Here is a 21,618-nt window from a genome sequence, read left to right on the forward strand (position 1 = left end):
ACCCCGCGTAAAGTGGTTTTTCTTCCGAGGTGGGTGAAGCCGTGCCTGCGGAAAGCAGCCACCTGTAGTGGAAGGCAACGAAGTTCCCATCCATATCGATAATTATTTCATTTATAAAAAAAGTCAGGCAGTCCATCGAAAGATGAACTATCTGACCATTTTTACATTTGCTGGGGTTTTGCCCCAGCCCCATTTTCTCAATTATCCCATTACTTTTTATACCGGGTATGAATATTATTTAATTTATATGTCGGTGCCTGAAACTCATATAATTCCATGGATAGTGCCAAGGATCGCTTTTCATATGTTTCAGCAAAATGCTCTTTCATTGCATGAAAAAGAGCATCACAGACCTTCTTTTTATCTTCTTCTGAACGCCCCTTCCCAAGTTTAAGTGTAGCATGTACAAATGCATCATCTTCCGCTCCATCTGCAACAAGATAATCGGTTAGCTCAATTGCCCGGGAGCGCAGTCCTCCAATTGGAATAATATCACGATGGGAAAGGAGTGATTGATTCATCTTTTTGAGTAGTTCAGGGATATTTGCTTCTTGTTTAATATTATCCGTATATTCAATATAAAAGTGTGGCATTTTATTCCCTCCTGTCCTAACCTTTCCTATGCCTGATTAAAAGCAGATTCTCCTACAATGGTGCTAACCAGTTGACCAATGCCTTCGACCTCCGTAATCACTTCATCGCCTACAGCTGTATCTACGGAACCTTTTGGGGTACCCGTTAGTATAAGGTCACCCGGGCTTAGCGTCATAAATCCGCTTAAATATTCAATTAAGTCTGGGATACTAAATACCATATCTTTCGTTGTGCCTTCCTGAACAACTTTTCCGTTAATCGTAGTCCGCAGCGTTAGATTCATTGGATCTTTAATATCCTCTTTATCAACGAACCATGGACCTATCGGTGTGCAACTATCCCGATTTTTTGCACGTAAGTTTGGGCGATAATAGTTTTCTAGATAATCGCGAATCACATAATCATTCGCAATCGTATAACCGGATACATAGTCATATGCATCCTCTTTTTTGACATGACGAGCCGTCTTACCAATGACAACAACAAGTTCACACTCATAATGCATGTAGGTTGCATCACTAGGGCGATAGGTTTGTCCACGATGCCCGATAAATGTGTTTGGTCCCTTTAAAAATACGAGCGGTTCTTTTGGAGCAGAAAAAGACAACTCTTTTGCGTGATCCGCATAATTCAATCCTAGCGTAAATACTGTGCGAGGCTCTAACGGCGAAAGCCAAGTGACATCCGTCTCTTCTACAATGCGTCCATCCAATAGCTTAACTTTGCCATCTTGCTCAACAACGTCATGAATTAATCCGTCAAATGCGACACGACCGTGCTTCATATGATATCTCCTCCTACTACATCGTTCTCTTTTTTAATTGTATTTTCCAGTGTTCCTACACCTTCCATTTCAATTTTTACAACATCGTTTTCTTTGGCAAGCGGTGCATTTTCGGGCACACCAACGAGTAATACATCTCCAGCATATAATGTCATAAACTCCGTTACATCTGCCATTAAAGTTCCAATCGAACGAATTAAATGCTTTGTATTGTTTTCTTGCTTCAGTTCATCATTAATAAAGACACGGATATTTAATGCATCTGGATCCGTAATTGCTTCGCGCTCCATCACCCAAGGGCCCATTGGACAAAATCCATCGCGTGCTTTTTCCTTTACTGCCGGACGATGCACACTCTCATGTGGAATGCTGACATCATTTACCACGGTGAATCCTTTCATGTACTCTAACGCTTCATCTGCTTTTACCTGCTTTGCTGTTTTTCCAATGACAAGGCCTAGTGCAGCTCCCATTTGAAGTTCTGAAACACCTTCTGGAAGTGGTATTGCAGCACCATGACTTGCAAAAGTGTTCTTTGGCTTGATATATAGTACAGGTTTTTTTGGTGGCGCTTTATAAGGTTTCTCATGCATCTGACTCTCAAATGCTTTATACGCACCTTGATAATTCAATAATGTTCCATAAACAGTACCAGATACGGGAACATCAAACGATAGTTCATTTACTTGAAGATTTCTTTGATTTATCTCGACTGTATTCTCCTGATTAACCCTTGCTTCCTGCAGCTGACTTACCCCACGTAATTTCATTATTACATTGCTCATGTAACATCACTCCTCTTCTCTTTCTGTACGCTTGCACTTTTTCAGAAAAACAGACCAGTTCATCACTGGTCTAACGCCTTAATCGATTATCTTATTTGATTAAGCATATTCTACCGGGGCATAGTTACCATATTTTCCTTGATAAAATGTTAGTGGGTTGCCATCTCTTAGGCTAATTTCAAATACTTTACCAATAAATAGCGTATGATCCCCCACAACATGTGAATCGTGTACATCACAAACAACAGTTGCCAATGCATCACGAACAATTGGCACATTGTGAACGAGGTCAAAATCAATGCCATCTTCTTTTTTCTTCTGACCCGCAAAATGCATCGAAATGTCCTGTTGCTCTTCGCCTAGAATACTCACTGCAAATTGTCCGGAGCTCTTTATCTTCTCCAGCATATTTGCTTTATTATCGATGGAAATAGTGATCAACTTTGGATCTAGGGATACCGACATGAATGCATTCGCTGTCATCCCATGTACGTCTTCTCCAACTTTTGTTGTAATCACCGTAACACCTGTTGCAAATTTCCCCATTGTGTTTCGAAAGACTCGATCATCCATGATAACGCTCCTCCTTATTTTAATTTAAACAGAAACCACACTTGCCGCTGACACTTTACTGAGAAATAAAATCGACAATTCCTCACCATGTAACGCTTGTAATCCCGGAGCAACGATTTCATTATCCTTTTCTGCGTATCGGTGAAACTCCCCTTGAACAGTTCTTCTTCCGTCCGATATTTTGACAAAATAGATACCTGCTTTTGGTAAAATGTAACTTCCAAGTGTGCGTACGTTTTGACTTCCAGTTTGATGTTTTTTTCCTGTCTCTACTTTTACTTGATAATTTGCACCTAAATAGAAAGGAATCCTATCAACTTCCCCGTCTCCTATTAATCTTCTTAATAGGGTCGAACTTATCTTTTCGTTCCGGTAGGTTTTTTTCGGTATAACGGATAATCCAAACGATTGCTTTTTTGACTGTTTGCGAAGAAGCAGTGTATCTCCCTCGGCCTTAAAGCCAAACGTAAAGTCAAAACCAACAACGACATGTTTTGTATGTGTATTAATAATATAATCGTTTATAAAGTCAGCTGGTGGAAGGGATGCAAAAGCTTTATCAAACGTCATGACAAATAACTTATCTACTCCTAGCGCCCTCATCTTCTCTATCTTTTGAGGCAGTGGTGTAATATATTTTCGGTTTTTATCTCCTTTAATTACTTCATCCGGATGTGGACTGAACGTCAGCGCTGTAAATAGAACATTATTTTTTTCAGCAAGCGACTTTGCATGATTCAATAATTCCTGATGTCCTAAATGAACACCATCGAAAAAACCGATTGCCATCACATGGGCTTCTTTATTGAATTGCTCGCTTGCCTGTGTGATATGAATTACTTCCATTCGCTCTTCCTCCCACTTCGCTGTTTTAATTATGCTTTGGCATAGGCGCACCCCATACGTCGCTACTCGGGTGGCCATGCGCTTTTGATTCGTCTAGCGCATGGCCACCAGCGACTAGTGAGGCTTCCTTCTCCTCCGTACGATAAGGTCAACATCGGTTCGCTCCCGCTCACCGTGTTTCCTTTATCTCCTGCGGCTCAGTCCACCCCATACGTCGCTACTCGGATGGCCATGCGCTTTTGATTCTACATGACAAAGTCTGGTTTTCTTTTTTCTAGTTTTGCTTCTTCGGTTGTTACTTTCTCTCCTGATGTCACATCAAGGAATTCCATTGCTTCTTCAAACCAGCTGTCAGGTGCTTCGTGGCCCCAGAACGTGGCACGTTGCGGGTCATCTAGATCCCAGCGGACTGGTTCAAAGTCAGGATCGCCTGTGAAATAATCCCCAGTATAAAGCTCAACTCGGTGCCCATCTGGATCGCGTAAATACAAGAAAAATGCATTGGATAAACCGTGACGGCCTGGTCCTCTTTCAATATTTTTTGCATAACCCATCGATGCGAGTACATCACATGTATCAATAACACTCATTGGGTCACTTAGCCAAAATCCTGTATGATGCAGGCGTGGCCCTTTTCCATTCATATATGCGACATCGTGCACAGCTGGTTTGCGGTGCAGCCAAGCTGCCCAAATTCGCTCATCCATTTTAGCTGTTGTTGTATATTCAGAGCATCTGAATCCTAGCTTATCGATATAAAAGTCATAGGCTTTCTGAACGTCAGGCACCATACAGTTGAAATGATCAATGCGCTGCATACGTGCGCCTTTATAGAGATCAAAACGTTGTAGAAGACGTTCTACCCGATCCATTTTGCAGAAGAACTCAACTGGGATACCGGAGATATCCTTCACGCGAAGCGCACGTCCGATAGCGCGCTGACTTCCTGCCTCCACCCATTTCGTTGGTAGCCCTTTACCTGCAAAAAACGTTTCCAATTTATCCAGATCTTCTTCACATGAAACTTTATAACTGATTACTTCAACACCCGGTTTGTCTGCCTTTTTCAAAACATAGCAATGATGACCTTGATCTTCTAATCCTCTTAGATAAATATGGTTGTCATCTGCTTCTGTTTCAATAAATCCTAAAGCATGCACATAAAAATCTCTGGATGCTTCTAAGTCAGTCACACGAACAATCGCTCTTGCAGTACGAATAATATTAAAGCCTCTTTCCATTGAATTTCCCCCCTTAAGCTTTTATCAGACCTGGTTTAGATACATTTTGGCGTTTTAAGAAATCGCGCACCATTTCTTTGTATGGCTCTTTATCATATTTATCAAAATAAGCCATTCCCATTTTAATTGGGTCACCGAAGAAGTAGTACTCATAATGTGTTTGACGATTTCCAAATGCACTCATTGTTAAATCCCAAGCTAAGCGGAATATTTGAACACGCTCATAACCTTCCACATTTTTACCTTGCATTGCTCGATGCAAAATCGGTCCAATTTCTTCATGATTGAAATCAGCATGTGTTGGAATTCCCATCAATCCGGAAGCTCCAAGAATACGTACAATTTCTGCTAAACGAGGGTACGTGCGCGGATACCAATTTCTTGCAGCATCAAGTGCATTAAAATCTGGTGTCATCATTCCCCATTTATCTAATTTTGCGTTATGCTCTGCTCGATACATATGCGACTTCATTGTTTCAAGCGCTAACATAATTTCAGTTCCTTTGTCTTTCACATGCTGGAAACCATCGATACCAATTGAATCCATTAATGTTAAGACAACACCTAATACAAATTCTGTTTTTGCAACGTTTTTTGCGATCACTTGATGTGCCATATGAGCTACCGCATTTGTTTCACCAAATGCACGGTTACAAATCGAGGAGTTTTCACATACAAATACGCGATCCCAAGGTACAAGCACATTATCAAAGGAGACAATCGTATCTCCTTCTTCAAAATTTGCACTTAGTGGATGGTCAAATTTATTTTCACTATGAACAAACGCTTCACGAGATAGATACTTCAAACCTGGCGTGTTATTAGGCAGTGCAAATGCAAGAGAGTATGGATCATCTTTCACATCTGCTTTTACAACGGTTGATGGGAATACGAGAATCTCATCTGTAATGCCGCCTTGTGTTGCAAGTAAGCGAATACCATCAACGATGATACCTTCGTCTGTTTTCTTCACAAGATGAAGTGCCATGTTCGCATCCTTTTGTTCTGCTTGGATTTTCGCACGGTTCACTTGTGGGTGAATCAACGTATGCGTTAAACTTAAATCATTTTCACGTGCATATTCATAATATTTCCTTGCATTTTCAGCAAACATTGGGTCACCTTCTGCAAAAAACTCACTTGCAGTCCCCATTGCCATCACATCTGCGTTTAAATAATCAGGTGAACGTCCCATTAATCCGCCGGTGAAATGCTGCCATTCCATAATTGCTTCGCGTCTTTCAATTAAATCATCAATGGTTTTCGGTGCCATAAATGATTTACCTACTTTATCTCCTGTTATCGGAGAGGTGTAAAGCATCTTCTCCGGCTTCTCATGCTGTAGATCATACAGATTCGCCATTGACTGAATGGCCCCTTTAAATGCCGGGTGTTCTGTAACATCATCCACACGTTCTCCGTGTATATAGACGTTATTATTCGCTTTTTTCAAACGGTCAATATATTGCTGCCCTGTTTTCGCTCCCATATTTGTTCCTCCTCAAAGTTGTAAAAATTTATTTCTTTCCAAACTGTGGTATATGATGATCCTGCAATGCCACGTGGATGACTTGGGTTTCTGTATAGAAGTCAAATGCATAGTGTCCGCCTTCTCTTCCAATACCACTTGCTTTCGATCCGCCAAATGGAATACGCAAGTCGCGAACGTTTTGCGCATTGATCCAGAACATGCCGGAGTCAACTGCTTGTGCGATGCGGTGCGCGCGCTGGATGTCCTTCGTCCAGACAAATCCCGCAAGTCCGTAGTCAATATCATTGGCCAGATCAATGACTTCCTCTTCTTCCTTAAAGGTCATCACAGAAAGTACCGGACCAAAAATTTCTTGTTGTGCAACTGTTTTATCATTCGTTACGTTTAGAAGTAGTGTTGGCGGGATAAAATTACCGCGTTTATGCTCTTCTGCAACATTTCCACTAATAACTTCTGCACCTTCTTCTTTGGCAATTTCCAAGTAGCGTTTCACATTATTAAAATGTTTTGTATGAATCAGTGGGCCAACTTGGGTTGCTTCATCCATTGGATCGCCAACAACAATATTTTGAACGCGTTCTTTCAATGCATCGACAAATTGATCGTAAATATTTTCGTGCAAGAATAAGCGAGAGTTCGCTGTGCAACGCTCCCCGTTAAAGGAGAAAATCCCCCATGTACAAGCATCTAAAGCACGATCGAAATCGGCATCATCAAATACAATGATTGGTGATTTTCCACCCAGTTCCATGGACGTACGCTTTAAAGTATCTGCACCGTTTTTCGTGATTTCAGATCCAGTTGTTGTTTCACCAGTAAATGAAATCAGCTTTACGTCAGGATGTGCGACAAGAGAAGCACCTGCTGTTTCACCGTAGCCATGAACAACATTAAATACTCCTTCTGGAAGACCCGCTTCGTCAATAATCTCTGCGAGTCGATTTGCTGTAACTGGAGACCATTCAGCTGGCTTTAGAACGACTGTATTTCCTGTCGCAAGAGCCGGCGCAATTTTCCATGTCTCTAGCATAAATGGTGCGTTCCAAGGTGTAATCAGACCTGCAACACCTAGTGGCTTATGAATGGTATAGTTAATAAATTGATCATCTACTTGATAAGCCTCGCCAACCATCCGAGACGCAACCATCTCTGCATAGAAACGGAAGTTATTTGCTGCACGGGAAACCATTTTTTTCGTTTGGCTAATCGGAAGACCCGTATCATACGATTCGAGCGGAGCAATCTCATCAATATGCTTATCAATCACGTCCGCAATTTTGCGAATATAGCTGAGACGCTCTGCTTGCTTCATCTTTCCCCAAGGGCCTTTGAAAGCTTTGTCTGCAGCTTCAACTGCTTTATCTATATCTGCCTTATCCCCTTCTGCTACTTGGTTAATCACTTCATTTGTAAACGGATTCAAATTATCAAATGTTTTACCTGATGCTGCATCTACAAATTCACCGTTAATATATAATTGAATGTCTTTGACTTCTTTATCAATAATCGCTTGTTGTTTTTCTTCTAATTTTTGACTCACTTATGAACACTCCTTTAACATTCTACTTGAGTCTGATAGTGATTTCGTTCGTATTAGTTCTTAACAGCGTCTTTTATTTCATCTTCGGCATAATAACCTTTAAGAACTTCACGGATCTCATCCTGCAATTCTTTTGTTGGAACATCCATTGGCATACGAAGTGTTGGATTGATTTTACCAAGAATTCCAAGTGCTGCTTTCGCTGGTGCAGGGTTTGTATCTTTAAATAGAACATCATTCAGTGGCATTAATTCATAGTGTAAATCCTGTGCACGTTTGAGATCGCCTTCATTCCATGCATCATGCATTTCTGCTACTTTTGCCGGTGCTACGTTTGATGTTGCACTGATGGATCCTGCCCCTCCAATTGCAAGCATCGGGTAGCATAGTAGTTCGATACCTGAATATAATAGGAAATCGCGGCCGCAATTTAATAGAACGCGGTTCACATGTTCGAAGTCTTTATTGGATTCTTTCACTCCAATGATGTTTGGACAATCTTGATTCAACTTCGCAAGCGTTTCCACTTCTAGGTTTCTTGCAGTTCTTCCTGGAATGTTATAAACAATAATCGGAATATCATTTGCATCTGCTACCGTTTTATAATGTTTATACAATGCAGCTTGGTTTGGTTTATTGTAATAAGGAACGATGACAAGTGCCGCATCTGCGCCAATTTCAATAGCTTTTTTCGTTAAGTACATTGTTTCTTGATGATTGGTAGAACCTGTTCCTGGAACAAATGGTACTCGGCCGTCAATTGCCTTATACGCCGCTTCCATTACCTGCACGCGTTCTTCCACACTTAAAGAACTTGGCTCTCCACTTGTACCTGTTACGGAAATGGCGTGACTTCCACTTTTAATCTGCCAATCGATGAGTTCCGTGAATTTATCAAAATCAATCGATTCATCTTCTTTAAATGGTGTAATGACCGGTGCAATCGATGCCCCTCGTAACTTTTGTTTTACTTCTTCAATTTTCGACATAATTTGTCAACACTCCTCCGAATTAATTTTTTGAATTATTCTTATAGTTCAAATCATAGCATGATTTAAATTATATTAAAAATATCTATTTTATTATAAAAGTATATAAAATAAATATACTTTTTTATTTAGCTATTTCTTGCTGATTTGCAGCTTTGACCGAATGACCTTGCTTTTTATAGGTCCATAAGCTAATGACAACAAATACAATTGCTGAAAGCGGCAACGCATACATAATCGGATCAATATGTGTCACTGGGTATCCAAGTAATGCTCCTTTCCCAAATAAGGCCTCGGAAATCCCAAATGCTGCAGATTCTTTTTCATGGAAAAAGAGAAACCCGATAATGCTAACTGCAAAACCTGTAACTACACTAGCATTAGCGCCTGCACGTGAGCCTTTCTCCCAAAAAAGTGCTCCAATTAAAACTGGCAGAAAACCGGCAGCGCAAATACCAAACCAAAATGAAGTTGCTTGAGCAATTACTCCACCTGGGAGAATATACGCTAGAATAACTGCAGCCACTACACCAATAATAACGCCAAAACGCACTAAACTAATCTTCCCTCCAAAAACGGAAGTAATTCCCAACGTTTTAAATATATCTTCACTAAAAGATGTAGCCTGCACATGCATTAAAGAACTGATGGTAGAGATAACAGCTGATAACGCAGTTAATGTAAATAAATAAACAAACCAATCAGGCATCATTTCATTGATCAAGATTGGAACAACCAAGTCAACATTGCCGCCAGCGACAGTTAAAGCCAGTTCACCACGCGTATCTTGAAAAATAATATTACTAAGTGGTCCAATCATGTAGATGGCACCTGTCATAAAGAAAATAAAGATACCGCCAACCAAAACAGATCGATTTAAATCCTTAGCGCTTTTAACAGTCATCGAACGCATCGCTAATTGCGGTTGTGCTAATACACCGATACCTACCCCCATAATCAGGGTACTTACAAGTGTCCACCACATAGGAGAACCTAGCGCTGGCATGGAAGTCCAGCCACGATGCCCTTGTTCAACTAAATCTTCAGGGACTAGATCTTTCATATTACTTAGTGCAGTATGTCCCGCTGTAATACCACCTACCGCTTGATATGTCACAACTAAAAATAAAATCATCATCGAGAGCATTACCAAGGCCGCAAAAGCATCTGAATACATAACAGCCTTTAACCCACCGCTGATGACATAGAAACCAACAAATATCGCCAAAATAAATAAACTCATATTATAATTAAAACCCAATGTTTCTTGTAGAAATCTCCCCCCGCCTACAAGGACAATACTTGTATATGCAGGCATAAACACAAAAATCATGATTCCTGAAAACACTGTAATAAATTTTGATTCATATCTTGCACCTAGCAAAGATGGAAGGGTGAAAACATTTAGCTTCACAGAAAGCTTCCGAATCCTTTTCCCAAATACAGCAAAAGCAACAAATATCCCTAAAGCAATGTTTAAAAAAGCTAGCCATAATAAACCAAAACCATTCATCGCTGAAACCCCACCAAAACCGATCAGTGATGAAGAACTAATAAACGTCGCTCCGTAGGATAGCGCCATTACAATCGGATTCACATTCCCCCCTGCAATTAAATAATCCGCTTCTGTCCTCGTTTTTTTATATCCATAATAGGCTAGCCCTGACAGAATAAGAATATATCCAGCGAGAATCGGTATTAATACTGACAGATTCATTCAGAATCACTTCCTCCCTTATTCCAAGTAAAAATTCCATACAGGACACAGCCAACTGCAGATAGAACAGTTGCAAGCCAAGCCAGTGCAACAACATAATCCTCCATCCCTAGCACGAAAATTACCTCCTTGTATTGACTAGCTAAGTATGTCTTGGTTTTTGACAATTCCAATAATAAACGTCATAATATACAGGAAGCGCTTACACTTATGCTTTTTTAAACAAAAGTTGATCTATCTTTTGTATACTTTAACGAATTATTGGAATTTTCCCTATTGAAAATTTTATCACAATGTTATATCATTTATGAAATATTTATTTTGTTTGATAAGTATATAATAAAAGTATAGAAGGAGAAACAAAGATGGATATTCGACAATTACGTTATTTCTATACGATCGCTAATGAAGGGCAAATAACACGTGCTGCCAAAAGACTTCATATGGCTCAGCCTCCATTAAGCCAATCATTGAAAGCGCTCGAATCTGAACTGGGAGTTACCTTGTTGGAGCGTAATGGAAGAAAAATGGAGCTGACAGAGGCAGGCATGGTATTGTATAAAAAAACAGAAGGCATTTTCCAACACTTTGATGAGACAATAACAGAGGTAAAAGAAACCGGGGAAGGATTAAGGGGGAAACTGTCCATCGGTTGTGTAAAATCCTGTTTTTCTTACATCCCTCGTCGAATGCATCTTTTCTTAAAAAAATACCCAAAAGTTACTTTTGAGTTAAGAGAAGGAGATTCCTACCGCCTTGCTGAATTATTAAACGACCGGCATATTGACTTGGCAATTGTAAGGTTGCCGCTGGAAATGAAAGCGTTCTCCCACTTTTTGCTTCCGGATGAAGAGTATGTTGCCGTTCTTCCAAAGCAGTGGGGAAATGGTACTTCAGGTAAAAGCATCTCCATTACGGATTTAGCTGATATACCATTATTACTGTTACACCGAATCAGCGGTGTTGGACAATATGAAATAGTAATCAATAAATTTGAAAAGTACGGCTTAACCCCAAACGTGGTATGTGAATGCCCCGATGCCGATATGTTACTGGAACTCGTGAATGAAGGAATCGGGGCAACTGTTATTCCGGAATCCGCTCTTTCCAGATTACATTTGCAAGAAGCGAAGGTAATGCAGATTAAAGAAGCAGAGCTTATTTCAAGGTCAGCTGTCATCTGGGCAAAAGATCGATATCTTTCAAAGAGTGCCACTCGTTTTATCGAATTGTTCCAATCAAAAGAACATACGTTGCAGCTTCACTGAAAAAACCCATTCGTCCATGATTGCTTATTTGACATTCCAAGGATAGTCACTGCCAAACAAGGCTGCCATTTCCTTGGATTGTTCTTTTCTTTCATTTCTCCGTTTGGCACGGGTTGATGCACCTTCATGCAAATACTTTTGTTGCTCTGTTTCAGGAAGAATAGGAGGAACGACTGTAGGTTTCCCCTGCTCATCCAAGGCAACAAATGTTAAAAATGCAGTGGCACACACTTTTCGTTCACCTGTTATTAAGTCTTCAGTTACAGCTTTCACAAACACTTCCATCGATGTATGATGTGTCCACGTTACAAATGCCTCAACGCAAATCGAGTCCCCTTCTTTCACTGGAGCTAAAAAATCAACAGAATCTGTAGATGCTGTAACTACTACTTGCCTGGCATGGCGTACTGCGGCAATGGCTGCAACATCATCAATATGAGCCATCAATTTTCCGCCAAATAATGTGTGATGCGCATTCGTATCAGGCGGGAGAACATGAGACGTTTTAACAGTTAATGAATCAATACACTTTTTTGCTTCCATCCTTACATCCCTCCGTTAGCTTTATTGGCAGATGATGTGTATTACAAAATTGGTGACAACAGGCGGGAGACAGATTCCTTAAAGCGGACTCCCAGGGAGCGCTGTTCATATAGTTTTTTCGTCATCTGCGTGGATAAGGCAATATCATGTTGAAAGGCATCCACTAAATTCTGTGCTGTTTGTTCATCATACAAAAAGGCATTCACTTCAAAGTTCAACCGGAAACTTCGTACATCAATATTAGCCGTTCCTACTGAAGCTATCTCCCCGTCAACAACGATTGTTTTCGCGTGCAAAAATCCGTTTTGATAAATATACACTTGTGCTCCTGCATTTAATAAATCGCCTATATAAGATAATGTTGCCCAGTAAACAAATGGATGATCTGGTTTGTTTGGTATCATCAATTTTACCTCAATGCCTGAAAGTACTGCGATTCTTAGAGCGTCCCTTAAGCTTTCATCTGGAATAAAGTAGGGCGTTTGAATATAGATGTATTTCTTTGCGGATAAAATCATTTTAATATACCCATATTTAATTTGCTCCCAGTCCGAATCTGGCCCGCTTGATACAATCTGGACGCCGGTGTTACCAGCAGGTATAGCTGAATAATAGCGATCTTCATACAAAATATCGTTGCGTGATGCTTGGTTCCAATCTAAAATAAACCGTGTTTGCATATTTCGAACTGCATCACCGTCTATCCGTAGGTGGGTATCTCGCCAGTATCCAAATTTTTTCTTCTTACCAAGATACTCATCTCCAATATTAAAACCGCCTATATACCCTATTTTCCCATCAATAATAGCTAATTTACGATGATTCCGGAAGTTTATTTTTAAGTTTATTTTCGGTATTTTCGGCGGAAAAAATGCATCCACGTGAACACCCGCATGTCTGAGACGTCGAATATATTTTCGGCTTAATAAACGAGACCCCATGTCGTCATAGAGGAGCCGAACTTCAACACCCTCGTTTGCCTTTTTGACTAGGACATCAGCAATCCGTTTTCCAAGTTCATCATGCCGGATGATATAATATAGCAGATGAATATGATCAGTAGCTTTTTCTAAATCCTGTATTAAATCATTAAATTTTGCCTCGCCATCCGTATATACCTGCACATTATTATCTTGTGTGAAAATCGCATCATTATTTCTTAAATGCATATAAAATAAATCTTTGTACTTCATTAAATGCTGGTGCTTAAAGTTGAAATGACCTTCTTCAATGGCACGCATTTGGGCATGTACTGCCTTTTTTACTCCTAATTTACTTTTCGTATCCCACGTAAAGATGCGTCGTTTACTTATTGTCTTTCCAAAAATCAAATACAGCACAAAGCCCGCAATCGGAATAAAAAAAAGGACCATTAACCATGCCCATGTAGAAGTAGCATCTTTTCTCTCTAAAAAAATAACGGTAAACGCCAAAATAAAATTCATAAACATAATAAATCCAATAAAATAAGGTGTTACTTCCACCATTTGCACAAACATCACTCTCCTTCCACACGCCATGGATACTTATATTAACAATAATATAGCATAAATTTCCTTTATACGTTTAACATACCCATTCTTGCATGTGAAAAACATATAAAAAATACATAACCATTTATCATGTAACATAAGCGTTCTAGATCCATTCTATCCTTGTTTATCAAACAGCAAGAACCCCATTCCACATTTTCGGTAAGTAAAATATGTACAATGCGAATGGGGGTAGTAGTTACGTTATCGTATTTTAAGTTACAGATGCGATTATAAGTTATTTAATGCCTGTTCTAAATCAGCCCATATGTCTTGCCAAGCTTCTAAGCCCACTGAAAGACGGATGAGCCGATCTGAAATTCCCATTTCGAGGCGTGATACCTCAGGTACAACGGCATGTGTCATCGTTGCTGGATGCTGTATTAATGTTTCAGCATCACCAAGACTAACAGCAATTTTCAGGAAGTTCAATTGGTTTAACAGCTTTTGTGCATCCTCCTTCTCCCCCTGAATCTCAAATGAAATAACGCCACTTCCACGTTTCATTTGTTTTTTTCTAATTGGATAATCAGGATTGTTTTCATCATTCGGATAGTATACATTGGCTACCTTCGGATGTGCCTTTAGTTTTTCTACTATTTTTTCAGCATTATCACAGTGTCGGTCCATCCGTATTGGCAGTGTTTTCATCCCCCGAATCAACAGCCATGCATCAAACGGAGAAATAATGCCGCCTACATCTTTTTGGGTTGTCATCGCAACGGAATCTAAAAATGTCTTTTTACCGACGACTAAACCTGCAACCACATCACCATGACCGCCTATATATTTTGTCGCACTATGAACAACAACATCACAACCTAGTTCAAGCGGTCGCTGTAAATAAGGAGAGGAGAATGTATTGTCCACGACAACAGGAATATCAAACGCTTTTGCAACTTCAGCAACCATTTGTAAATCGATCAGTTTCATTGTTGGATTGATGGGTGTTTCTACGTAAATACAGGCTGTTTCCGGTTTAATGAGAGACTTGATCTCTTCTTTCGTTGCCATCTCCGAAAAATCATGTGTAATATTATACTTTTCTTTCATCATTGTTAATAATCCAAATGTACATCCATATAGACCTGATGAACATAAAATATGATCATTCGCTTTCGTTAATGCGATTAGCACAGCGGAAATAGCCGCCATTCCAGAACCAAAAGCAAGCCCGCGTTCTCCATTCTCCAGCGCCGCAATCCGCTTTTGTAGCGCTGATACAGTCGGATTCCCTAACCGAGAATAGACATAACCTTCTTCTTCCCCTGCAAAACGCGCTTCTCCTTGCTCTGCAGTTTTAAATGTATATGTAGATGTTTGAAAAATCGGTGGCGTTAAACTTCCTAACATATCTTTCGTATCATAGCCATCATGGATGACAGATGTTTCAAAGTATTTCTTTCCCCGATGCAAAGACATCTCCTCCTTAATGATTATTTTCTCAAGCAGTGCAACTCTTATTATAATATATCTACCCTGCATTTGACAGTAATGTTTTTATTTTCAATCAAGTCATGATATTTGCAATCTTTTATAACTGAATCTAAAATTAATTTATTTAGATATTTTCAGGGGAGAGGCTACCATGAAAAAAAACGAAGCAAAACTTGGCATCTTTTACACCGTACTGGCCTATGTACTATGGGGTTTTTTACCAATTTATTGGAAGCTTGTTGATCATATTTCTGCTGATGAAATATTGGCTCACCGTATTTTATGGTCCTTTATTTTTATGATGGGCATTGTCATTTCACTTAGAAAATGGACCCCTTTTGTCCAAGAATGCCGGAGAATATGGAATCATAAAAAACAGTTATTCAGCATTACATTAGCTTCGGTTGTGATCAGTTTAAATTGGCTTACTTATATTTGGGCTGTTAACAGCGGCTACGTCGTTCAGGCAAGTCTTGGCTATTATATTAACCCACTTATCAGTATCTTGCTTGGAATGATTGTCCTTCAAGAAACATTAACGAAAAGACAATGGATTTCCTTTATCATTGCGGCAGCAGGCGTGTTCTATCTTACATTTCATTTTGGAATTTTCCCCTGGGTTTCAGTGCTACTTGCACTTAGCTTTGGAGCTTATGGTTTATTAAAGAAAACAGTGGATATCAGTGCGATGTTTGGACTAACGATTGAAACAATGATCGTAACACCAGTTGCCGTTATTTATTTATTAACAATGCCTTCAAGCACCATTTCGCCAAGCAGTTTTTTTACATTTGACGGCCTTTTACTAATTGGAGCCGGAATTGCAACAGCGGTGCCACTCCTGTTATTTGCCAGCGGCGTAAAACATATCCCTTTAGCAATGCTCGGGTTCCTGCAGTACATTGCGCCAACCATTATGTTACTGCTTGGGGTATTTCACTTTAAAGAAACATTTTCATTTGCACATTTTATATCTTTCGGAATGATTTGGATTGCTCTGCTTATTTATATGGGTTCAGCGATTCAAAGAAGCTCTTTTCAGCGACGTACACAACCTTAATTTTTTCACCAGTTGACAAAGTCCATTCTTACGCTTATAATACTCTTTAAATTCAAAAAAGTTTATACTTTTATCTCTTATCAAGAGCGGTGGAGGGAATAGGCCCGACGAAACCCAGCAACCTTTAAGCAAATCCTTTTGCTTTTAACGGTGCCAAATCCTACAGGTCCGTTGCAGATCTGGAAGATAAGAGGAGGTCCGGTGATATATACGCCCTCTTCTTAGCGAAGAGGGCTTTTTACATACGCGCCTCTCTCAAGACATTTCTTCCAACGAAAAGCAAAGACGCAAGAGGAATGAACCTCAAACTATCTAAGGAGGAATTATTCATGTCAAATTTCCATTTTTTTAATCCAGAAACAGCTTTACTTCATGCGGGACAAGAACCAGATCCAACAACAGGATCACGTGCAGTGCCCATCTATCAAACGACGTCTTATGTCTTCCGGGATACCGAACATGCACAAAATTTATTCGGATTGCAGGAACCAGGAAACATCTATTCTAGAATTATGAACCCAACCGTAGATGCCTTCGAACAACGTATGGCTCAACTGGAAGATGGGTCAGCTGCGGTAGCGACATCTTCCGGAATGGCCGCTATTACACTTAGTATTTTAAATATTGCCGGTGCTGGTGACGAAATCATCGCCGACAGTAATTTATATGGAGGTACCTATAATCTATTTGCTCATACGCTACCTCGTTATGGAATTGAGATAAAGTTTGTTGACGGAACAGATCCAGAAGCTATTAGGGCAGCCTTTACTTCTAAAACGAAAGCCGTATTTGGCGAAATCATTACAAACCCGAGTCTTAATATATTTGATGTTGAGACAATTGGTGCTATCGCACATGAACATGGCGTTCCATTGATCATCGATAACACATTTGCCACGCCGTACCTTACAAAGCCGCTTCAATGGGGAGCAGATATCGTTGTTCATTCAGCAACAAAGTGGATCGGCGGACACGGAACAACCATAGGCGGAATTGTCATCGATGGCGGAAGATTTAATTGGAACAATGGAAAATTCCCTGGATTTACGGAACCGGATGAAAGTTACAATGGTCTCAGATATGCAGATCTTGGTATAGCTGCATTTGCTACAAAGCTTCGCGTACAGCTATTACGTGATATTGGAGCAGCTTTAAGTCCGCATAATGCATTTCATTTGCTTCAAGGGTTAGAAACATTGCACTTACGCATCGAACGGCATAATAAAAACGCTGAAGAAGTCGCAGCATTCCTAAAGAAACACCGTGCAGTCGAGTGGGTTAACTTCCCTGGATTAAAAGAACATCCATCCCATCAATTAGCTAAAAAATATTTAGCTTCTGGTTTTGGTTCCATCATTACCTTTGGTATTAAAGGTGGCAGAGAAGCTGGCAGAAAACTGATTAACAATGTTTCACTTTGGTCACATGTCGCTAATGTGGGTGATGCGAAATCACTTATTATTCATCCTGCATCAACAACGCACCAGCAATTAAGTGCTGAAGACTTAAAACGTAGTGGCGTCACCGAAGAGTTAGTCCGACTTTCTGTAGGCATTGAATCCGTTAAAGATATTTTGCTTGATCTAGATCAAGCTATCGCACGAGCGGTAAACGACACACCGACGATCCAAACGACAGAAGAAGATGCGATTGAATGGCTATTGCACTCCCCTTTTGATCGCAACAGTGGCGTTGCCAGGAAAAAAGTGATTGCAATTGCCGGACAAAATGAACATGCAAAACAACTAGAAGCCTTGGGATATGAAGTGATATTAACTTCCCAGGACCAGTTAAACGATATACCTGACGTTGATGTTCTATGGATAAATAAGGATGTTTCACCTCAAGCCCTTAAACAACTAAGGAATAAACAAGGAAAAGTGCTGTGGGTGGAACATGCGAATATCGACGATCAAACCCTTGAAGTAGCACACACGTCAGGAATCGTTACAGTCACAAATAAAAATCTTTACAAAGAAGCAGTTCAGCTTCGAGAAAATAACAGAGAGCATTACGTGGCAAAAATATAAACTTTGAAAAACCCGTCTGCAGCAAGACGGGTTTTTTATTTCTTCTTTCCATTATGTAATCTTCTTGTTATGGTTTCTACCCTAAGTTGTCTTTATAATAGAAAATTGAAGTTTACATTGAAGCATAAAAGTTTAAACTATCAAGGTAAGATTTTTAGCAAATAGGATATGCTATACTCATGAGACAACATGTTACGGCTATATACATAGAATATAAACAACTTTAGGTGTGATGACATGAAAACGAAAATCCTCCTCATTACTATCCTTATATTGTTATCAGGATTCGGGGTATTTATTTTCATAAGCCAAATGAATACCAATGAATCCAGCCCCATGAATCACCCTTTTTCCAATATAAATCATACAGATAACGAACATATAAGGGAAAAGAGTATACACGATAATAAACAGGAAACTCCAACAAACGAAGAAAATGCACCCACTAAGAACTTTAAAGGAGCAATCACTGAAGCCTTTAAAGATACAGTTGCTTATTTTTCAAATAAAGAAATGAATATTGTAGCTATTGGAGATTCTTTAACCCAAGGTGTGGGAGATAGCACTAAACAAGGCGGTTATGTAGGAATCTTGGACAATACAATCAATCAAAATAATCAGGTTGCAAACTTCTATAATTTTGGCCATCGAGGTGATCGTACAGTTCAATTACGAAAACGCCTAGATAATCCAAAAGTTTCATCCGCCATCCAAGATGCAGATATTATTTTAATTACAATTGGAGCAAACGATATTATGCAGGTGTTAAAAGATAATATTACCAATCTAACATTGAATAAGTTTCGAGAAGAGCGTGTTCACTATGAAGCTAGGCTGCGAGATATTTTTTCAGAAATAAGACGTTTAAATGCAGATGCAAATATTTTTTTAATTGGATTCTATAACCCATATGATAAATACTTTAAAGACATTAAAGAACTTGCTATTATTGTTGATGAATGGAATGGCACCGGAGAAGCGATCACAGAAGAGCTTGAAAATGTCGCATTTATCCCTACAAGCGATTTATTTGATAAAACAGACAAAGACTTGATTGCAGAAGATAACTTTCATCCGAATAATCGGGGCTATCAATTAATGGCTAAACGTGTTCTCATGTACTTAACCAAACAGGAAAGGTGAGCCCGATGTCTAAAAGAAGACTCAATAAAAAATGGAAACGACGGTTCTATACTTTACTGGCAGTCAATATCGTTGTTGTCCTTATCATTATTTCACTCATTTACTGGCCTGTTGCTGATACAGAGGTCTCTCCGGGCAGTGATTCATATGATGAAGAGAGTTCTGAATTTGTTGTTCGTACGACGAAAGAAAATCTAAATGAATTAGTAAATGCCTATATTGATCAATTCCTTAGTGACACCAAACATCAATACAGTGTATCTTTGGAGGAAGATGTTCATTTAATGGGGGAGTTACCTGTCTTCTCATCAACTGTCCCCCTCTCCGTCCATCTTGAACCGCTTGTTCAAGAAAACGGTGACGTTATTTTGAAACAAAAGTCAATCTCCATTGGCTTATTAGAGCTTCCTAATAAGAAAATCATGGAATATATTAAGAAATATTTACCAATGCCAAAATGGGTATCCGTGGATCCGCAAAAGGAAGAAATTTATGTGGCAGTGACAGAAATGGATATTAGAAGTAACTTCCAAGTAAGTATTGAACATATTGATCTAGAAGCGAATAATTTGGCATTTAAAATCCGAGTACCATATCGAACACTTGGAATAGAGCCGCCACCACCTGAATTTTAAGACATAGAAGGAACGATCTACCTTCGTGTAGACGTTCTTCTCATCGAATAACAAGCTGTTTAATCTTTTCTACAAATAGCATTCGCTTTCTAAAAGCAGGATGATGGAGGATGACCTGTTCGTTTGCGACTTCTTGGGAGGCTTGATAATACCCAAGTTTCCCCTGATAAACCAACTGCATTTCCGGTAACGCCCGAATATCGGCAGGAGTAATGAAACAGAGCGATTTATTTAATTGGACGGATGGTATATCGCTTAACATCTTTGCTGCAAACTGAGAGCAAAAAAAGGCACGCTTCCGGTTAATTTTAATTTGAAACAAGATACCCAGTAAACCCATAAAATTATATTTATAGTATTCCTGTTCTGCTTCTATCTTTTTAACATTATTTACAACTGTCTCCCATTCTCCTTTTGTCATTGGATATACATACACCGCACAGTTTGCGTCTTTGAAAAGAGCATTACGAATATCCTCCCTTACAAACCCTCCAATAAACGGATTTCTCGGACGTTTTCTCCCAAAGCTATATACTTCATTTAATGTTGAATCAAACCCAATCGAAACATGATTAAGTGTTTGCTTCGTAAAATAATTGATGAATTTCGATAATAAGGTGCCTGTATCTGTAAAGAGAAAATAAATCGTCTTTTCTCTCATAACCTTCCCCTCCGCCTTCGTCTTTGAAGCCCTATCATTCTATGGAGCGTATATTATTATCATACGTTCTGCGATTGAATTGGTACACGATTATTTTAAAAAACATCCCCTTTTTTCATGCTGCAAATTCAATTTATATATTGATTGACGTTAGCCTTCAAATCCCGTAAGCTAGCGTTAAGATTACTTTTATTTGGAGGAATTTCTGCGAATGATAACTGTTACTAATGTTAGTTTACGATATGGAGATAAAAAGCTTTTTGAAGATGTGAATTTAAAATTCACACCTGGAAATTGTTATGGCGTAATAGGAGCAAACGGTGCCGGGAAATCAACCTTTTTAAAAATTTTATCTAGTGAAATAGAACCTCAGACTGGAGATGTTTCCCTTGCTTCCGGCCAGCGCCTTGCAGTTCTAAAACAAGATCACTTTGCTTATGAAGAGTATCACGTGCTTGAAACCGTCTTAATGGGTCATGAGAAATTGTACAATGTTAAACAAGAAAAAGACGCCATCTATATGAAACCTGATTTCTCTGAAGCGGACGGCATACGTGCTGCTGAGCTAGAAGGAGAATTTGCAGAAATGAATGGGTGGGAAGCAGAATCCGATGCAGCCGTCCTGTTAAAAGGACTGGGTATTGAAGAATCCCTGCATACAAAAACGATGGCTGAACTTTCTGCTGATCAAAAAGTGAAAGTGCTTCTTGCTCAGGCGCTGTTCGGTAATCCGGATGTTTTATTACTA

Annotated in this window: 21 protein-coding genes and 1 riboswitch; of the genes, 6 read left to right on the top strand and 15 right to left on the bottom strand. The window is 39.4% G+C overall.

Going from position 1 to position 21,618, the window contains the following annotated elements; all coding sequences use genetic code 11:
- Positions 1–209 precede the first annotated feature (209 nt).
- From GZ63_RS0102910 to GZ63_RS18790, 11 genes are all read right to left on the bottom strand, one after another.
- Entirely contained in the window at positions 210–593 is a 384-nt protein-coding gene (locus tag GZ63_RS0102910; protein WP_029266691.1) for a 5-carboxymethyl-2-hydroxymuconate Delta-isomerase, read from the bottom strand.
- A gap of 26 nt (positions 594–619) precedes the next feature.
- Entirely contained in the window at positions 620–1,378 is a 759-nt protein-coding gene (locus GZ63_RS0102915) for a fumarylacetoacetate hydrolase family protein (protein ID WP_029266693.1), read from the bottom strand.
- Complete coding sequence (locus GZ63_RS0102920) at positions 1,375–2,163, bottom strand: fumarylacetoacetate hydrolase family protein (protein WP_029266695.1); 789 nt, start codon at positions 2,161–2,163, stop codon at positions 1,375–1,377. Before GZ63_RS0102920 ends, GZ63_RS0102915 begins: the two co-directional genes overlap by 4 nt.
- A 99-nt stretch (positions 2,164–2,262) precedes the next feature.
- Positions 2,263–2,736: a flavin reductase family protein gene (locus GZ63_RS0102925; protein WP_029266697.1), complete on the bottom strand. Its 474-nt coding sequence runs from the start codon at positions 2,734–2,736 to the stop codon at positions 2,263–2,265.
- Between the two features lie 24 nt (positions 2,737–2,760).
- Positions 2,761–3,582 carry an FAD synthetase family protein gene (locus GZ63_RS0102930; protein WP_051681367.1) on the bottom strand — a complete coding sequence of 274 codons (822 nt, stop codon included), beginning with the start codon at positions 3,580–3,582 and terminating at the stop codon, positions 2,761–2,763.
- Between the two features lie 245 nt (positions 3,583–3,827).
- On the bottom strand, positions 3,828–4,823 hold the full coding sequence (hpaD, locus tag GZ63_RS0102935) for a 3,4-dihydroxyphenylacetate 2,3-dioxygenase (protein WP_029266701.1): 996 nt from the start codon (positions 4,821–4,823) through the stop codon (positions 3,828–3,830).
- 13 nt (positions 4,824–4,836) lie between these two features.
- On the bottom strand, positions 4,837–6,312 hold the full coding sequence (gene hpaB, locus GZ63_RS0102940; protein WP_029266703.1) for a 4-hydroxyphenylacetate 3-monooxygenase, oxygenase component: 1,476 nt from the start codon (positions 6,310–6,312) through the stop codon (positions 4,837–4,839).
- Positions 6,313–6,340: 28 nt separating this feature from the next.
- Positions 6,341–7,855 carry a 5-carboxymethyl-2-hydroxymuconate semialdehyde dehydrogenase gene (gene hpaE / locus GZ63_RS0102945; protein ID WP_084178930.1) on the bottom strand — a complete coding sequence of 505 codons (1,515 nt, stop codon included), beginning with the start codon at positions 7,853–7,855 and terminating at the stop codon, positions 6,341–6,343.
- A gap of 53 nt (positions 7,856–7,908) precedes the next feature.
- Entirely contained in the window at positions 7,909–8,844 is a 936-nt protein-coding gene (gene hpaI, locus GZ63_RS0102950) for a 2,4-dihydroxyhept-2-ene-1,7-dioic acid aldolase (protein WP_029266707.1), read from the bottom strand.
- A gap of 124 nt (positions 8,845–8,968) precedes the next feature.
- Positions 8,969–10,561 (bottom strand): sodium:solute symporter family protein, encoded by a 1,593-nt coding sequence (locus GZ63_RS0102955; protein WP_029266709.1) that lies wholly within the window; start codon positions 10,559–10,561, stop codon positions 8,969–8,971.
- On the bottom strand, positions 10,558–10,668 hold the full coding sequence (locus GZ63_RS18790) for a symporter small accessory protein (RefSeq protein WP_324234489.1): 111 nt from the start codon (positions 10,666–10,668) through the stop codon (positions 10,558–10,560). Before GZ63_RS18790 ends, GZ63_RS0102955 begins: the two co-directional genes overlap by 4 nt.
- A gap of 258 nt (positions 10,669–10,926) precedes the next feature.
- On the opposite strand from GZ63_RS18790, the gene GZ63_RS0102965 reads away from it, so the two are divergent.
- Positions 10,927–11,829: a LysR family transcriptional regulator gene (locus GZ63_RS0102965; RefSeq protein WP_029266711.1), complete on the top strand. Its 903-nt coding sequence runs from the start codon at positions 10,927–10,929 to the stop codon at positions 11,827–11,829.
- Between the two features lie 24 nt (positions 11,830–11,853).
- On the opposite strand, the gene GZ63_RS0102970 is transcribed toward GZ63_RS0102965, so the two are convergent.
- The 3 genes from GZ63_RS0102970 to megL form a co-directional block, all read right to left on the bottom strand.
- Entirely contained in the window at positions 11,854–12,372 is a 519-nt protein-coding gene (locus tag GZ63_RS0102970; RefSeq protein ID WP_029266713.1) for an acyl-CoA thioesterase, read from the bottom strand.
- Between the two features lie 41 nt (positions 12,373–12,413).
- Entirely contained in the window at positions 12,414–13,856 is a 1,443-nt protein-coding gene (cls, locus tag GZ63_RS0102975; protein ID WP_029266715.1) for a cardiolipin synthase, read from the bottom strand.
- Between the two features lie 279 nt (positions 13,857–14,135).
- A complete protein-coding gene (megL, locus tag GZ63_RS0102980) occupies positions 14,136–15,320 on the bottom strand; it encodes a methionine gamma-lyase (RefSeq protein ID WP_404814830.1) in 1,185 nt (394 codons plus the stop codon).
- Positions 15,321–15,492: 172 nt separating this feature from the next.
- Here megL and rarD point away from each other — a divergent pair, with 172 nt between their 5' ends.
- The 4 genes from rarD to GZ63_RS0103000 all read left to right on the top strand — a co-directional run bounded on the left by rarD (position 15,493) and on the right by GZ63_RS0103000 (position 20,209).
- Positions 15,493–16,401 carry an EamA family transporter RarD gene (gene rarD / locus GZ63_RS0102985; RefSeq protein ID WP_029266719.1) on the top strand — a complete coding sequence of 303 codons (909 nt, stop codon included), beginning with the start codon at positions 15,493–15,495 and terminating at the stop codon, positions 16,399–16,401.
- Positions 16,402–16,475: 74 nt separating this feature from the next.
- Positions 16,476–16,594: riboswitch (SAM riboswitch) on the top strand.
- A 136-nt stretch (positions 16,595–16,730) separates the two neighbouring features.
- A complete protein-coding gene (locus tag GZ63_RS0102990) occupies positions 16,731–18,431 on the top strand; it encodes an O-acetylhomoserine aminocarboxypropyltransferase/cysteine synthase family protein (protein ID WP_029266721.1) in 1,701 nt (566 codons plus the stop codon).
- A gap of 237 nt (positions 18,432–18,668) precedes the next feature.
- Complete coding sequence (locus GZ63_RS0102995; protein WP_029266723.1) at positions 18,669–19,574, top strand: SGNH/GDSL hydrolase family protein; 906 nt, start codon at positions 18,669–18,671, stop codon at positions 19,572–19,574.
- 5 nt (positions 19,575–19,579) lie between these two features.
- The gene (locus tag GZ63_RS0103000; protein WP_029266724.1) at positions 19,580–20,209 is read left to right on the top strand and encodes a YpmS family protein; all 630 of its coding nucleotides are present in this window, start codon (positions 19,580–19,582) and stop codon (positions 20,207–20,209) included.
- A gap of 40 nt (positions 20,210–20,249) precedes the next feature.
- Here the strand turns inward: GZ63_RS0103000 and GZ63_RS0103005 are convergent, their stop codons facing one another.
- The gene (locus GZ63_RS0103005) at positions 20,250–20,870 is read right to left on the bottom strand and encodes a hypothetical protein (RefSeq protein WP_029266726.1); all 621 of its coding nucleotides are present in this window, start codon (positions 20,868–20,870) and stop codon (positions 20,250–20,252) included.
- A gap of 211 nt (positions 20,871–21,081) precedes the next feature.
- On the opposite strand from GZ63_RS0103005, the gene GZ63_RS0103010 reads away from it, so the two are divergent.
- Positions 21,082–21,618 (top strand): ATP-binding cassette domain-containing protein (locus GZ63_RS0103010; RefSeq protein WP_029266728.1); only part of this gene is annotated, 537 nt, incomplete at its 3' end.

Origin of the sequence: Virgibacillus alimentarius, from assembly GCF_000709085.1 — a bacterium.
Taxonomy (GTDB): Bacteria; Bacillota; Bacilli; order Bacillales; family Amphibacillaceae; genus Virgibacillus_B; species Virgibacillus_B alimentarius.

Coding starts and splice junctions, on each gene's coding strand:
- GZ63_RS18790 (WP_324234489.1), bottom strand. CDS start 10,668: ATGGAGGATTATGTTGTTGCACTGGCTTGGCTTGCAACTGTTCTATCT.
- GZ63_RS0102920 (WP_029266695.1), bottom strand. CDS start 2,163: ATGAGCAATGTAATAATGAAATTACGTGGGGTAAGTCAGCTGCAGGAA.
- GZ63_RS0102915 (WP_029266693.1), bottom strand. CDS start 1,378: ATGAAGCACGGTCGTGTCGCATTTGACGGATTAATTCATGACGTTGTT.
- hpaD (WP_029266701.1), bottom strand. CDS start 4,823: ATGGAAAGAGGCTTTAATATTATTCGTACTGCAAGAGCGATTGTTCGT.
- GZ63_RS0102995 (WP_029266723.1), top strand. CDS start 18,669: ATGAAAACGAAAATCCTCCTCATTACTATCCTTATATTGTTATCAGGA.
- GZ63_RS0103000 (WP_029266724.1), top strand. CDS start 19,580: ATGTCTAAAAGAAGACTCAATAAAAAATGGAAACGACGGTTCTATACT.
- GZ63_RS0103005 (WP_029266726.1), bottom strand. CDS start 20,870: ATGAGAGAAAAGACGATTTATTTTCTCTTTACAGATACAGGCACCTTA.
- GZ63_RS0102910 (WP_029266691.1), bottom strand. CDS start 593: ATGCCACACTTTTATATTGAATATACGGATAATATTAAACAAGAAGCA.
- GZ63_RS0102965 (WP_029266711.1), top strand. CDS start 10,927: ATGGATATTCGACAATTACGTTATTTCTATACGATCGCTAATGAAGGG.
- hpaI (WP_029266707.1), bottom strand. CDS start 8,844: ATGTCGAAAATTGAAGAAGTAAAACAAAAGTTACGAGGGGCATCGATT.
- hpaB (WP_029266703.1), bottom strand. CDS start 6,312: ATGGGAGCGAAAACAGGGCAGCAATATATTGACCGTTTGAAAAAAGCG.
- GZ63_RS0102990 (WP_029266721.1), top strand. CDS start 16,731: ATGTCAAATTTCCATTTTTTTAATCCAGAAACAGCTTTACTTCATGCG.
- GZ63_RS0102930 (WP_051681367.1), bottom strand. CDS start 3,582: ATGGAAGTAATTCATATCACACAGGCAAGCGAGCAATTCAATAAAGAA.
- rarD (WP_029266719.1), top strand. CDS start 15,493: ATGAAAAAAAACGAAGCAAAACTTGGCATCTTTTACACCGTACTGGCC.
- GZ63_RS0102925 (WP_029266697.1), bottom strand. CDS start 2,736: ATGGATGATCGAGTCTTTCGAAACACAATGGGGAAATTTGCAACAGGT.
- GZ63_RS0102955 (WP_029266709.1), bottom strand. CDS start 10,561: ATGAATCTGTCAGTATTAATACCGATTCTCGCTGGATATATTCTTATT.
- GZ63_RS0102970 (WP_029266713.1), bottom strand. CDS start 12,372: ATGGAAGCAAAAAAGTGTATTGATTCATTAACTGTTAAAACGTCTCAT.